Here is a 15,093-nt window from a genome sequence, read left to right on the forward strand (position 1 = left end):
ATGTGATCATAAACACATGAAAGAGCTCATAAACCTCGAAATGTGATCATAAAACATAGAGAGTGATCATAAATCCTGGAAAATGATCATAACTCATACTGAAGATCATCCCTGCAATACAATACCTCAAAAAATAAGCGAAGCGCTACCAATTAATCCCTTAAAGCACGTGAATTGTGTCTTGTTATCGAGAAATTCATCTAAGTGTCGGAGAAATTCACCCTTGTGATAGAGAAACTATCTGAAGTGATTGAGAAAGACATAAAACTGTCGGAAAAAAGTATCCAGCATAGAAAAATATTACAACCAAACACCAAAAAAGCCTTACAAAGTGCTAACTCAGCACCTCATAAGGATTAAAAAAGTTTTTTATGGATATGTCGCATGACTTCGCACGCGACATTCATTTCACTTGTCTCATAAAGTGACCTTGCACCTACAGGATCTTCAATTTCGTTCAACAACCAGACGCCTTCTCGATTCTGAATGAAATCGACTCCAATATAGTCACTTTTCAACGCTTTAGCAATCTTCACTGCGAACTCACGTAAAGTAGAAGAAACGTCAAACCGCTCAGCAGTTCCACCTAAGCCAACATTCGCCTTAAATGATTCCACTCCAGTCCGCTTTACCGCTCCCACAACTTCCTCACCAATTAAGTAAAGTCGTACATCAGAAGAGTTGTGCTCAATGTAAGGCTGCATCACAAGTTGTCGATTTGGATAACGCGAAATCACATGCTCCATTTCAGCATTCGTCTCACATAAATGGACTTCTTCACCACCATGTCCATCCGTTGTTTTTAAAATAATAGGATACTTACCAACATCCTGAGCAGAGTCCAACAGTCTCGTAGGAATCGAAGGGATGCCCAAAAGTGCAGCAAGTTGGTACGTTTGGAGCTTATCATTCGCAATACGATTCACTTCGCTTCGATTGACGACAACAATCCCACTTTGTTCCCATCGTTGACACTTTTTAAAGTCCCGCGCTCGATAAAAGACGAAGGTTGCGTCATCCGGAAGTTCGGCATCACCCGACAGCAATTCAACAACTAGTTGATTTGCAGCGCCTTCTTTAATGAGTTCATCGATAAACCATCGATTGCGCAACGCATCTTCCTCTTCATAATAGATATAGCCCTTCATCCAATCACCTCTAAAATGTATGCAATCATTGCATCGGCTACGTTAATTCCTGTTACATGATAAATATTTCGGATATGTGCTGCGGCATTTACTTCACAAACAAGCGGTTCTTCATTCACCCCAAACAATAAGTCAACACCAGCAAAATCCGCGCCAACCGATTTTGCAGCACGCAATGCGATATCGATTTGTGCATCTGTTAACTCAACGGTCTGAGCTTTTCCGCCATTCGTAATGTTCGCACGGAAATCCGTTTCGGAATGTCGATACATCGCAGCAACGACCTGGCCACCAACGACATTTACTCTAATATCGCGTCCGCGACTCGAAGAGATGAACTCCTGAAATAAATAATCAATACCACGCAAAGACTCCGTTTTCTCGTAAAACTGTTCCTCGGTTTCAATTAGATAGACATTCATCCCGAAAGAACCACGAGCCTCCTTGATAATCATTGGAAGACCGAGTTCTTGCAAGACACGTTCATAATAACCACTTTCTCGTATTGTGAAATTGGGATACACTTTCGGCGCAACAATTGTCCTTGGCATTGGCACACCATCAAGTGCGAGTCTAATCGCTTGTTTTGTTTTATTGTCACACCGCTCAATCACTTCCGGATCATTGAATACAGGAATGCCGAGGGATTTCAAATAGGTTGCGAGTACAATATCCTTATCTAAAAACACGACAAAATCAGGGAGTGAATCGACTTTTCCGGTTACATCCATCATGACTTCATAATTTTTATAAATTGTTGCAGAAACACCCGCCCGATCAGCAGCCTCTTGTACGAGTTCCGCCTGATCTCGGAATTTGTCATTCACTAAACTTCCATTATAAATAATCCAGCAGTTCTTCAAATAAAACCCTTCTTTCTCGTGCTATACTCTTAAGAAAAGCCTTTTAAAAGGCTATTAACTATAAGTTTAGCATAAGGTGGGGAAAAGATATGATACCGAAGTTGGACGAGTATAAGAAACGAGTATGCATTAGTAGTGATAATGAGATTAAACCTGGACTAGCTGCAATTGAAAACGCGATGAAACTCCTTGGATCTCCCCAAGAAAATTTACAAGCAATCCACGTTGCAGGCACGAATGGCAAAGGATCTACAATTTGCTTTATGGAATCTATCCTGCGTGAGGCAGGAATAAGTACAGGCGTTTTCGCTTCACCTGCAATGATCGATATCCATGACCAAATCAGAATCAATGGAGAAAATATTACGGAAGAGCAGTTAACCACATCTTTCCAAATACTGAAAGATGCCGGACTTGACGGGATGTTGACAGACTTCGAACTATTGACAGCGGCAGCGTTTGTCACATTTAACCGCCTGCAACCTGACGTGGTCCTCATTGAATGTGGAATGGGTGGAATGTTTGACAGCACAAATGTAATCACACCGATGGTTTCTGTAATTCCATCAATCGCTAAAGACCATATAGGATTCCTAGGTGACTCAATTAAAGAGATTGCGTGGCATAAAACAGGGATATTTAAAAAGGGAGTTCCAGCTGTATGCGGGAAATTGCCTGCGGACGCCGAAAAGGTAGCAGAAAAAGTGGCTACTGAAGTTGGCAGTCCATTAGTATTCTATGGACAAGGTTTCTGTATGAAAGAAGGAAACCCCGAACAGTTTGATGGAAGTCAGCAACTAGCATTACCACACAGAAGGATGAAAGGTCCTCACCAAGCTATCAATGCAGCAGTAGCTATAGAAGCACTTCTTAAAACAGGTCTACAACTTCCGATAGAAGCGATTCAAAAAGGTATTGCAACCGCACAGCTCTCTTTTCGATTCGAAGAAATCACACCAGGCGTCTTTTTTGATGGTGCACACAATCCTGCCGCAGCCGCGATGCTTAGACGTACGATACAAGAACAACTTCCTGGAGAAAAGATCGACTTTGTCATAGGAATGATGGCAAATAAAGAAATTAAAGAGACACTCGATGAATTAATACCTGTTGCGAATTCATTTGCGTTCATCAATTTTAATGTGCTTGGTGCTGCAACTGCAGAATTCGTCTATGATCAATGTAGATTTGGAAATAAAAAGGTGACAGATGCAAAGGATGCGTCTATAATACTAACTAAAGACCTAGATAGAAAGAAAATAGTCTCAGGTTCTTTATACTTGCTAAACAGTCTAAGGTCTCATATACTATAATTAGCAATAGATAGAAAATTCCGCATGTTGAGCGGTTGACCGGAAGGATGAAGAGGATGAAATTGAAAGGCCGGCCATTGTTGCTCTTATTGTTGTTGTGGATACTTGTTGTGCCGACCGGTATCGTTTATCTTCTTTATACCCAGCCCATACCTATGGTGAATTGGTTATGGGTATGTGTTTCTGTTTTACTTGGTTTTTTAAGTATCTACTATCCCATCATCTACAATCGTAAACCCATCGTACTTTTTGTCTGGTTTACTTTACCGATTTTTCTTATGTATGGATTAACGATAGAGTTGATCATTACTCAATTAATAATTGCATGTGCAGTTTTTGCTCGTTTTAAAACAGGTGATGTTCTGTATCGCTTGTTGTACAATTCGTTAGCTTATTTTGTTCTGTCGGTTAGTTCGGCTGTTGCTTTTGTCATGACAGGAGCTGGAATTGGAGAACAGTCCTTTAGCATTCTAGCTGTTGGCGTGTTTGTCTATCAAATTGTCTATTCCGTATTGTATGATTGGATTTTTAAACTTTATGGCGTACTTACTAATCGGATGAGACTGGATTCGGTAAAAGAAACGCTTCTTCATTATTTCAGGATGGTCATAGCCGTTCCACTTGCCTTATCTTTATATTACATTCTCATCCATTATGGGGTTATTGGATATGTGTTAGTGGGAATTCCGTTCTTTTTCATGACAATAGTGCTTAGAATTAATCGGCAGACAGACGATTTAAATGCCTATATTCAAGCTGCGGGGAAGATAGGTCAACAACTTGCTAAAATGACCACTGAAGAATCAGTGATTGAAGAATTTTTGACCAAAACCGCAGCGCTGTTCAGAGCGGACTATGTGTACTTATTCGATCACCATGATGGGTGGCTGGAACCTACACATTTTAATATGAAAGGGAAAAAAGTGGCTGTTCCTCAAGTTCGCTTAGCGAAAGGGGAGGGGATTGCTGGTAAAATCTTAGCTGATAAAAATAGTTTTCTTTATACTAGACGAGACCAATGGATTCAACAAACAATTACTCCCGTTCCAGACGATATTGAAAGCTTATTATGTGTTCCATTTATCCGCGACCAGGAAATTGTGGGGGTTCTGGTGATGGGGAGCAAAAAGAAAGACGCCTTTAAGGAGTTTCATTTAAATGTCCTGGACTTGCTTAGTTCATACTTTATAGTGTCGGTTGAGAAAGCGAGATATATAGAACTTGCAGAACAGGAAAGTAACCGCTGTGCATTGACTGGACTCTATAATTATCGTTTTCTAGAGCAACGATTGGAACAGGAAATGGATTTGCTGAATCGTGGATTTCTTAAAAATCTTGCAGTTGTCATGCTGGATATTGATCATTTTAAAAAGGTCAATGATTCCTACGGACATGAAAGTGGAAATCTTATATTGCAACAGTTTGCAAATCTGTTGCAAAACAAATGTCCTGAGAAAGCGATTGTTGCTAGATATGGTGGCGAAGAGTTCGTCTATATATTGCCCGAGTTTTCTATGGATGCTGCACTTGAGTTTGCAGAAGAGTTAAGAAGTGAAATCCAGCAAACAAACATGCAGATTGAGAATGATTTGTCGTGTTTGTTGAATGAAGATGAAATTCAAATCACAGCGAGTATAGGCGTATCAGCCGCACCTGAGGATACAGATGAAGCGATGACACTATTGCGAAATGCAGATCGTGCATTGTATATTGGAGCGAAGCAGGCTGGCCGTAATCGAGTAGGTGGATATGTAAAGTAAGGTATTCCAGAACGGAGGATACAGAATGCTCAAGAATCCACGTAAGCAGTGGACGGCTTTTTTACTGTGGTTATTAGTAGTACCGACCTCGTTATATTATGTATATATGATGTTTCCGTTTAAAGAAATTGATGTGTGGTTTGTATTGCTAAATTTCATCATGCTAATTATCGCAATGAATTCGTCGTTCCAAATATTCTCGATTAGTATTTCACTTGAAAGATGGATTATTTTTGTGATCTTTTTTCAATATGGTCTTTTTGCGGAAATGGTTTTCATGCAAATTGCACTCACAATTTTACAATTCGTTCGAAAGTCGAGTTTACCGGCATTCTATCGGTTTACTACAAATTCGTTTATGTTTGCAATCGTTTCAATTGCTAGTGCGTTCTGCTTTCATTTCGCTGGCGGTAGAATCGTGGAAATGTCACCGTGGGCTTTCTTGTTTGCAGCAACCATTTATGCGATGTCGTATTCGCTAATAAATAGTTTAATCCTATACTGTATGATGAAAATAGAAAAATCTTCCGTTGATAATTTGAAACAAGCAGCTCTATGGGATTTCGCTACAACTATAATTGTACTACCCTTAGCGGTCGCATATAGTCTACTTACATACAAATTGGGCGTGTTCTCCGTTTTATTGCTGGGTGCACCTTTTCTACTCGTGCTCCTAATTATTAGAAGGTATGCTTTTTCTGGTGAGCTTAACAAAAAGCTTTCTTCCGCTGTGGAAATAGGTCACGAACTAACGGAGAGTCTAAGCAGGGATGAAGTCATAAAAATTTTCACTGAGAAAATACAAGGTGTCGTAAATTATGATCAAGCTTATATTCTCGATATTCGTAATGGTAACCGATTTCAAATGCTTGCCTGTTCAGAGGCGGGTACTTTTTCAAAGGAATCGCAGTTTTTTGACTTTGAAAATGAAGCGATTCCTTTGCTATCACCAGACAAAATAAAGGTATATAGTTCAAATAAAGAAATCGAAAAGCTCGAACATCTCCGGTTCAGTATTGCTGTACAAAGTGTGATGATTGCACCTATTATTCGAGCAGGAAAACTTGAAGGTTATCTTATCATGACGTCGTTCAGAAAAAACTTTTTTGAGGATTTAGATAAAAAAATGGTTGATTTGTTAACGGGTTATTTTGAAACCTCTATTGTAAAGGCATTTCATTACGAACGCACGATTGAAAAAAGTGAAAAATGCGGTCTTACAAAACTGTACAACTTTCGATATTTAACAAAGAAACTAAGTGATGAGCTTAGTCTTTTTCACGAACAAGAGATTTCTAGTTTGTCTGCAATCATATTAGATATCGATCATTTTAAATCGATCAATGATAATTATGGACATCAAAGTGGCAATGACATTTTGTGTGAATTTGCTCAAGTTCTTAAAAAGTACGAGACGGAAGGTCGGACACTTGCCCGTTATGGGGGAGAGGAATTTGTTTTGTTGCTTCCTGATTTCACAAAGGAGGAAACAGTTTCTCTCGCTGAAAGAATTCGCCTTGAAATTGAGCAACATACATTTACAATCAAACCGGACTTATCCGATGATATCGAATCGATTAGTATCATGCTTACTGTTAGTCTTGGTGTCTCATCAATTCCGGAGGACACACAATCAGATAGTAGTTTACTTCGGAATGCAGACAGAGCCCTCTATATTGGAGGGAAACAGTCAGGACGTAATCGTGTTGGGGTTTATGAAGCGGAGCCAACTGATCCAATTGAAATTTGATGAAAATAAAGGTTCACTCAAAAGACTGCGCTCGCAGTCTTTTTTTGTAACAATTATGCTCACAATCCTATTGAACTCAAAGGTTCACTCCGTTATGCTAGAGATAGGAAAAAGGAACGAAATGAGGTGCGCGAATGATGAATAAAAGGAAAGTCAGTCACGAGTCTGGGCTGACTCTTGTTGAAGTTCTCGCCTCTCTTGTGATATTAGGCATACTCATTGTTTCCTTCTTATCTATTTTTGGTCAATCGGCGCTTCATAATAAGAAGACAGATGACTTAATAACAAATACAAACTATGCTGAATACTTAATGGAATTATTTGTATCATACTCACAGAAAGGCAGTTCAATAGAAAGTGTGAGTAATCTTTTGGTGAATGATGAGAGGTTTAAGAAGAAACTCAATTTAGAATATAGTAAAGAGACTACTGAAGGTATTATTGAAGTCCATTTTGATGAAATAGATCAATTGGATGGTTATAGGGGAACGAGGGTGATTATTAATACTTACTCTACTAGTTCTACTCAACCAAATTCTGTCATTGAATCACTATTGTATTGGAGAACCAATTATGAATAAATACTTGAATTGTAAAGGGGTAACATTGGTTGAAGTACTAGCGGTTTTAGTTTTATTATCATTGGTATTCCTATTATTCATGTCGACCCAACTATTTGGTCAAAGAGAATATAGTACTCAGACGCAACAAATTTCAAATGAAGAAACCCTTCAATTTGTTATAAAAGATCTTACTCGGGAAGTTAGAAGAATTGATGACAATTCCAAAATTAAAGTCGATGTTCAAAAGTCAGAATTAAAAATAGGTGGTTCTGTATATTTTCTTATTAACAACGAATTGAAAAAAAATAGCACTATATTGGCTGACAACATTGAAGACTTTAAATTGGAGTTTAACAGTTCAAAAGATACATTGAATATCTCGATAATAACTAAAGGATCCGCACGAACAAAGGAAGAGATTAAAACCTCAATATTTTTGCGGGAAGGGGACACCAGATGAGAAAGCAATCAGAAAATGGATATTCTTTGCTAATTGTCCTTATGGTCCTTCTTGTTTTATCTGTCTTAACACTTTCCATACTAGGATTAACCATTAAACACCATACCTTTAGTAAACAAGAGGTAAATGATAGATCGGCTTTTTATATAGCAGAAGCAGGACTAAACTACACTATAAAAGATATTGAACGAATTTCAAAAATAGAATTACTTAACTATGCACCTTCTGACAAGATTTCTATTGAAAACCAGAAAGAAAAGTATTTAGAGGCAGTAAAAAAAGCTATAAGTAACGTGCCTGCATACCCTTTTAGATTTGAGAAACATGGAAATTCAACGCCTACAGTCGATATTCAAACTAACAAAAATGAGTTTCCTGATAAAATCAAGGTAACATCTGTCGGCAAAATTGGAACCAAAGAACGTACTTTAACACAATATGTAACTATCAAGTACGCATATCTAAATGAAGGAGGCGAATCTGTTGGTGAAGGGGAGACGCATCCGCCTGTCAAACCACCTATTTTTAATTATCCTGAGAAAACAGCAGTATTTGTGAATGGCAATATTGATTTGAGTGGGGGCGCAGAGATTTCAGGGAATGTCGGTACTAATAAAGCAGCCTCACATACGATAACTTTATCAGGCGGAATTAATATAAGAGGTACTATATATGTTCCAGTTGGTTATGAAAATAAAGCCATAGACAAACCATCTTCGATGAACATAGATAAACCTCTTGGCCTAGCTGATAACGTTAAGTTCGATCTTCCGGACTTTCCTGTTTATCCTGTTTTACCTCTTATGAATAACAAAGTGATTTATAAAGACGGTAATCAAAAGGAAGTAATTAAAGGTGGCAGTCTTTATATCGATAATTATATTTCAGATGGTTTTAGACTGGAACTTGATAAGGATTATCAATTTAATGAAATTAGAGTGGAACAAAATAACAATCTTGAAATTAATGTTGGAAATCAGGATAAAACTCTCGTGGTAAATCATTTGAATGTTTTGAATGGGAATATTAAAATTTTAGGAACTGGTAATCTCACTATTATGGTTATGAGCAAAATATCAATGGGTTCAGGAAGCGTTGTAAACACCTCTAAAGACACAAAACGTTTAAAGATATTTCTTGACAATAAAAGCTCCATTCCTAATGAATTGAGCCTTTCGGGAGCTCAGAAAATTTATGGATCATTATATGCGAAGAATACAAACGTTCTCATAACTGGCGGGGGAGGCTTCCAAGGGAACATCCTCACCGGTGGTAAAAAGGTGGAAATTAGTGGAGGAGGCAGTGCTTTATATACCATGATAAATTCGCCTAATGCTGATGTTGTATTAACCGGAGGTGGTTCGGTAAAGGGCACCATTCTCGGGAAATCCCTAACTATGAGTGGTGGTGCTAAAGTTGAATATGGTGAATTCGATATCGATCCTGGTGAGTTTTATCCACCTGTAGACCCCCAATTTCCTGTCTATAAACCCGTTGTTTCCGATGTGATTAAAGTTGATAAAATTATAGAAAAGTAAGGAGATGGATAAGCTGCTTTATCTATCATTTTTGATCGCCATGATTGCAGGAATCATTTTCGTTGTTTTTAAATACAAAAAGAGACACTTTTATTTAACATTATGCTTACTTATAGGCAGTGTAATAGCTTTTCTAGCAATTCTTGCTCATCAAACCATGTCATTCTGGTACGCATTGATTGTCATACTGGGCTTGTCCTTTGCAACAGCAGTATTGCTAGCAAAGCAGCAGGAAGCGAAATAATATGATTCTACGAAAAAAATTGAATGGGAGGCGTCCAGAACGTGGGTAATCGAACTATTATAACGTATTTTATAAGCATCTTGGGCGCTTCTTTATTGTTTTTTGGAATTGCGTCTGCAGGATCGTTTGCTGCAGAAAACCTACTCTTCGGTAAACGATTCGGGGACCATACTTATGCAGGTCCTTTCAACTTATCAAAACAGACGGACGAGGAAGCGGAAATTAAATTAACCTCTGAATTGTTGGGAATGCAAGACAAGTTACAAGCGGATTTACTCTATCAAGATGCGATCATTCCCTTACCAGCAGAATTAGTAGAGTATAGTCCTTCTGCAACCATCGAACAAGCGAAGTCAGAGGAGGAAAACTCGCTCATAGCGACAGTTTCCGAGGATGGACTTCGAACGTTGTTGCATCAACAATTACCGATGTTGTCTTTCAGTGATTCTGAAATCAACTCTATCGCTAATGGGATTAGTGAGAAATTGGAATCAGGAATCATGCCGCAATCCATTATTTTGACAGATTATCTTGAGTCCACACAGACAACTACTGAAATTGCATCTGCATCCACTGAAATTGACGGTTTGACAGCTCCGATGCTCGAGTTAATCAGTGAGTTAGACGGAAACGAAATCGAGCCGAAAGCTCCATTTTCAATTCTTGAGTTCATTGAAAATACGCAACCTGGTCTACTTGACGAAGAAGAACTCACAATTCTAGCGTCTACACTTTATAAAGCTTCGTTACAGACGAACTTCTGGATTGAAGATCGTACAATCCGTCGTGAACTGACGCAGAGTGTGGAACCTGGATTCGAAGCGGCGATTAATACACAGCTAGGTCTGGATTACGTGATGACGAACCCGAATTACACTTCCTATACAGTTCACGCAAAATGGGAAAGTGGATCATTGAACGTTTCTATTGAAGGAATGCCACTTCGTTATGAATATGAGCCTTATGTTGCGGAAACGAATAAATTTAATCCTAAAACTGTTGTTCAATATAGTGAAGATCTATCACGGGGACAAGTCCATATTGCAAATCCTGGTATAGATGGATTCGAGATTATTGTGCAGCGTAAAATCACAGAAGATGGATCTTTACTAACTACTGAACCTATTTCAGAAGATTTTTATCCACCGGTTTCCCGTGTCGAACAGCGTCCTCTAATAGAAGCAGACACGAATTTGGGAAGCGAACCCGGAGCAGATTCTTCTCAGAACAATGGAAGTGGGAATGATTCGGATTCCACATCAAACAACGGTAATTCAAGTATCAAGCCCGATTCAAGTGGTGAGAAACCTTCTGGATCTAACAAACCATCTAAAAATCCTAACGATACTTTGAATCCAGATGATGGAAACGCTATGCCGATGCCTGGTGATGACGACTATTTGTATGACAAAGGCGGAAATTTGATCAAGTAACACCCGGTTTGGAGGGGGATTTTCAATGGCAGCACCACGAAAACGGTTAGGGGATTTATTGGTTGAGTCTGGATTGATTTCAGATACTCAGCTCGATATGGCATTAGCGGAAAAGCCTATGGACCAGCGTCTCGGTGATGCATTGCTTGCGCGAGGATACATTACAGAACAACAACTAATTGAAGTATTGGAATTTCAACTTGGGATTCCTCATATCAACTTGTTCCGTTATCCGTTTGATCCGAAATTGTTTAATATTGTACCCAAGGATTTCGCCAAGCGAAACTTACTTGTCCCTTTGAAAGCAGATGGCGATCGGTTATTTGTTGCGATGAGTGATCCAATGGACTATTTGACAATTGAGGATTTGCGATTGTCTACTGGCTTTCATATTGAAACAGCAATTGCTTCTAAAGATGATATTTTACGAACGATATCTAAGTATTACGAAGACGAATCATTCGAAGATATCTTCATCGATCAACCCGAAGAAACGAAACAGCAGGAAGAATTGACAGATCTCGATTCACCGGTTGTTCGATTGGTGAACCAGTTGATGGTTTCTGCCGTTGCTCAAAAGGCGAGCGACATCCATTTGGATCCACAAGAAAACGAACTCGTAATCCGATACCGATTAGACGGAATGTTGAAAACGGAACGAGTCCTCCCTAAACACATGCAAGGGATGTTAACGGCTAGGATCAAGATTCTCGCTAATTTGGATATTACTGAACAGCGTTTGCCGCAAGATGGACGTATTAAGACGACCATCGATTTTCGTCCTATTGACTTACGGGTGTCAACATTACCTACTATTTTCGGAGAAAAAATTGTGATGCGGATTTTGGATTTAAGTAGTTCACTAAGTGATTTGAAAAAACTGGGCTTCAATCCGCTAAACTTGGAACGATTTTTGGAGGAAATTAATCGACCGAACGGAATCGTTTTGATATCTGGACCAACTGGGTCTGGTAAGTCGTCGACGTTATACGCGGCGCTCAACAAATTGAATAGTGAAGAAGTCAACATCATTACCGTTGAGGATCCAGTGGAATACCAACTTTCTGGTGTTAATCAAATTCAGGTCAATCAAAATGTAGGATTAACGTTCGCTACTGGATTACGGTCGATATTACGCCAAGATCCCGACATCGTCATGGTTGGTGAGATTCGAGATCGTGATACGGTCGAGATTGCGATCAGAGCGTCGCTGACAGGACACTTAGTTCTCAGTACAATTCACACGAACGATTCCGTAGCATCGATCACACGATTGCTCGATATGGGTGTAGAACCGTTTCTCGTCACAGCTTCACTCAACGCTGTTGTTGCGCAACGGCTCATTCGAAAAGTGTGCAGGGACTGTGGGAAGAAAATGCCGGCATCGACTCGAGAACAGGAGATTTTTGCAAAACGCGGATTGGCAATTAATGAAATTAACCGCGGGTCAGGTTGTGCATCTTGTAACATGACGGGCTATCGAGGAAGGATTGCGATTCACGAAGTGTTGCTGATCGACGATGCGATGCGAGAATTGATCAACAATAATGCGACGCCTGCTAAAATGAGAGAAGCTGCGGTCAACAGTGGAACAATCTTTTTAATCGATGATGGACTGGATAAAGTGAAACAAGGACTGACAACGACGGAAGAAGTACTCCGTGTTGCGTTGCCTGAATAAGGAGGGGATATCATGATGAAACAACAGATTGATGAGTTACTGACAAAGGCGGTAGAACTTCACGCTTCTGACATTCACATGACGATTGACTCTCCGCCTGTCTTTCGGATTAACGGAGATTTGAAACGTTTTGGGAGTGAACCGATTGATGAACAATTTACGATGGGGGTTGCTCAAGCAACAGTCCCTGATAAATTATTCACTGCGTTTAAGGAGCAAGGTCAGATTGACTATTCATATGAAGTTCCAAAAGTTGCTCGATTCCGTGTAAATGCGTTTCAACAGCGTGGGGTTACGTCTCTCGCGTTTCGTACGATTCCAACAGACATTCCGACAATAGAGTCCCTACAGATGCCGGGGATTTTAAAATCTCTGGCAGACACAAAACAAGGATTGATCCTTGTGACTGGACCGACTGGATCGGGTAAGTCCACAACGTTAGCATCGATGATTGATTATTTGAATCAGACATCAAGAAAGCACATTTTGACGCTGGAAGACCCTATCGAGTATATGCATAGTCATGGTTCAAGTATCGTAGACCAGAGGGAAGTCGGTTTTGACACAGATTCATTCGCAGATGGTTTGCGGGCAGCATTACGTCAAGATCCAGACGTCATTCTCGTTGGGGAGATGCGAGATTTAGAGACGATTTCAACTGCGATTACTGCTGCTGAAACCGGGCATTTGGTACTTGCGACGCTTCATACTTGGAGTGCTGCATCAACGATTGACCGAATTATCGATGTGTTTCCTCATGGCCAACAAGCTCAAATTCGTGCCCAGCTCGCCGGAGTGTTGACAGCGGTTTTATCGCAAAGATTGTTGCCGACGATAGACCGTTCCGGGAGACGAGCCGCTACGGAATTAATGATTAAAAATGCAGCTATTGCCAACTTGATCCGTTCAGAGAAGGTTCATCAAATTCCGAACGTCATTCAAACGAATCGTGCTGCGGGTATGCACATGATGAATGCGTCTGTTAAAGAGTTATTGGATGGTGGGATCATTAGTTATGATACCGCTGAGCCTTACTTGCAGGAGGAATCATAATTGTGGCTCGATTTAAATATGATGGGCGAGACGCTAAATCTGTCCGTTCAGGTGTCGTAGTTGCTGACAATAAAAGAGATGCAGCGTTGAAATTAAAACGCGAAGGAATCCGTGTGAAAAATTTAACGGAGCAGGCGGAAACCACGCTAACAAAAGAGATTCATATAGGAAAACCGGTAAAACGCCAGCATTTCATCATGTTTTTGCGCCAGTTTTCTACGTTGCTACGTGCAGGTGTGACCATTGTTGAAGCGATTCGGATTTTAGCACTCCAAGTGGAAGGGAAGCAGTTCAAAAAGATTTTGACGGAAGTTAATGAAGACTTACGGACAGGCGGCTCCTTATCTGACTCATTTGCAAAGCATCCGAAAGCGTTCGAGCCGCTTGTGGTGAATATGATTAAAGCCGGTGAACTGTCAGGTACATTGGATGATGCGCTGGACAGGCTTGCAATTCACTATGAAAAAGCATACAAGACACGTCAAAAAGTGTTGTCTGCACTGTCATATCCAGTTGTAGTTGGGATTGTAGCAGTCGGAGTTGTCATTTTCTTACTGACGTTTGTCGTGCCGATGTTCGTAGATTTGTTCGCCAGTGTAGGTGGAGAATTACCATTGCTGACCCGCTTCGTCATGAGCGCAAGTGATTTTGCGCTGTCTTATTGGTATGTCATTGTTATGACCGCGATGGCGATTGCGATTTCGTTTTATCTGATCCGAAATAACCCAGCAGGAAAGATGATGCTGGATACGATTTTACTTCGGTTGCCGATTTTCGGAGACATTGTGAAGAAATCCGTTCTGGCAACATTAACTAGGACTCTTAGTTCGCTATTCTCGAGTTCAGTTCCGATTCTGCAATCAATTTCAATGACGGAAAAAGTAATTGAAAATGAAGTGGTTAAGAAAGTGCTTGTAAAGTCACGGGAATCATTGGAACGTGGCGGGTCACTTACAGAGCCGATGGAAGGGCACTGGGCGTTTCCACCGCTCATTCCGCACATGATTGCAATCGGAGAACAAACAGGTTCTTTGGATGCCATGCTTGCGAAAGTCGCGGATTTTTATGAAAGTGAAGTCGATGCTTCTACAGAAAGGTTGAAAGCGCTCATCGAGCCAATAATGATTGTACTGTTAGCAGGATTAGTTGGGACTATTGTCCTTGCGATTTTATTGCCGATGTTCAGCCTATTTAACGAGATAGATAATTTGTAACGTGTAAACCTTAACGTCCATTAAAATTTCATAAATTGCTAGAAAAATAGTTCCACACAACCAGAACTTTTGG

Annotated in this window: 13 protein-coding genes; 11 read left to right on the plus strand and 2 right to left on the minus strand. The window is 40.0% G+C overall.

All coding sequences use genetic code 11. The features are described 5' to 3' along the window. Positions 1-356: 356 nt before the first annotated feature. A complete protein-coding gene (locus N693_RS0104055; protein ID WP_025783493.1) occupies positions 357-1,148 on the minus strand; it encodes a RimK family alpha-L-glutamate ligase in 792 nt (263 codons plus the stop codon). Then, a complete protein-coding gene (locus N693_RS0104060; RefSeq protein WP_025783494.1) occupies positions 1,145-2,011 on the minus strand; it encodes a RimK family alpha-L-glutamate ligase in 867 nt (288 codons plus the stop codon). Before N693_RS0104060 ends, N693_RS0104055 begins: the two co-directional genes overlap by 4 nt. An 89-nt stretch (positions 2,012-2,100) precedes the next feature. On the opposite strand from N693_RS0104060, the gene N693_RS0104065 reads away from it, so the two are divergent. From N693_RS0104065 to N693_RS0104115, 11 genes are all read left to right on the plus strand, one after another. Then, positions 2,101-3,324 (plus strand): folylpolyglutamate synthase/dihydrofolate synthase family protein, encoded by a 1,224-nt coding sequence (locus tag N693_RS0104065; RefSeq protein WP_025783495.1) that lies wholly within the window; start codon positions 2,101-2,103, stop codon positions 3,322-3,324. A 56-nt stretch (positions 3,325-3,380) separates the two neighbouring features. Continuing rightward, the gene (locus tag N693_RS0104070) at positions 3,381-5,084 is read left to right on the plus strand and encodes a sensor domain-containing diguanylate cyclase (RefSeq protein WP_025783496.1); all 1,704 of its coding nucleotides are present in this window, start codon (positions 3,381-3,383) and stop codon (positions 5,082-5,084) included. A 25-nt stretch (positions 5,085-5,109) separates the two neighbouring features. Beyond that, on the plus strand, positions 5,110-6,834 hold the full coding sequence (locus N693_RS0104075) for a sensor domain-containing diguanylate cyclase (RefSeq protein WP_025783498.1): 1,725 nt from the start codon (positions 5,110-5,112) through the stop codon (positions 6,832-6,834). A gap of 134 nt (positions 6,835-6,968) precedes the next feature. Then, positions 6,969-7,415: a prepilin-type N-terminal cleavage/methylation domain-containing protein gene (locus N693_RS0104080; protein ID WP_025783499.1), complete on the plus strand. Its 447-nt coding sequence runs from the start codon at positions 6,969-6,971 to the stop codon at positions 7,413-7,415. Beyond that, positions 7,408-7,857: a prepilin-type N-terminal cleavage/methylation domain-containing protein gene (locus N693_RS0104085; protein ID WP_025783500.1), complete on the plus strand. Its 450-nt coding sequence runs from the start codon at positions 7,408-7,410 to the stop codon at positions 7,855-7,857. The genes N693_RS0104080 and N693_RS0104085 overlap by 8 nt, the downstream gene beginning before the upstream one ends. Continuing rightward, positions 7,854-9,395 (plus strand): hypothetical protein, encoded by a 1,542-nt coding sequence (locus N693_RS0104090; protein ID WP_025783501.1) that lies wholly within the window; start codon positions 7,854-7,856, stop codon positions 9,393-9,395. The genes N693_RS0104085 and N693_RS0104090 overlap by 4 nt, the downstream gene beginning before the upstream one ends. A 4-nt stretch (positions 9,396-9,399) precedes the next feature. Further along, complete coding sequence (locus tag N693_RS0104095; RefSeq protein ID WP_025783502.1) at positions 9,400-9,639, plus strand: hypothetical protein; 240 nt, start codon at positions 9,400-9,402, stop codon at positions 9,637-9,639. 41 nt (positions 9,640-9,680) lie between these two features. Beyond that, positions 9,681-11,072, plus strand: a complete 1,392-nt coding sequence (locus tag N693_RS0104100) for a G5 domain-containing protein (RefSeq protein WP_025783503.1) — start codon at positions 9,681-9,683, stop codon at positions 11,070-11,072. Between the two features lie 25 nt (positions 11,073-11,097). Further along, positions 11,098-12,753 carry a GspE/PulE family protein gene (locus tag N693_RS0104105; RefSeq protein ID WP_025783504.1) on the plus strand — a complete coding sequence of 552 codons (1,656 nt, stop codon included), beginning with the start codon at positions 11,098-11,100 and terminating at the stop codon, positions 12,751-12,753. 15 nt (positions 12,754-12,768) lie between these two features. Continuing rightward, complete coding sequence (locus N693_RS0104110; RefSeq protein ID WP_025783505.1) at positions 12,769-13,806, plus strand: type IV pilus twitching motility protein PilT; 1,038 nt, start codon at positions 12,769-12,771, stop codon at positions 13,804-13,806. Between the two features lie 2 nt (positions 13,807-13,808). After that, complete coding sequence (locus tag N693_RS0104115) at positions 13,809-15,020, plus strand: type II secretion system F family protein (protein ID WP_025783506.1); 1,212 nt, start codon at positions 13,809-13,811, stop codon at positions 15,018-15,020. Positions 15,021-15,093 lie beyond the last annotated feature (73 nt).

Origin of the sequence: Sporosarcina sp. D27, assembly GCF_000586555.1 — a bacterium.
Taxonomy (GTDB): domain Bacteria; phylum Bacillota; class Bacilli; order Bacillales_A; family Planococcaceae; genus Sporosarcina.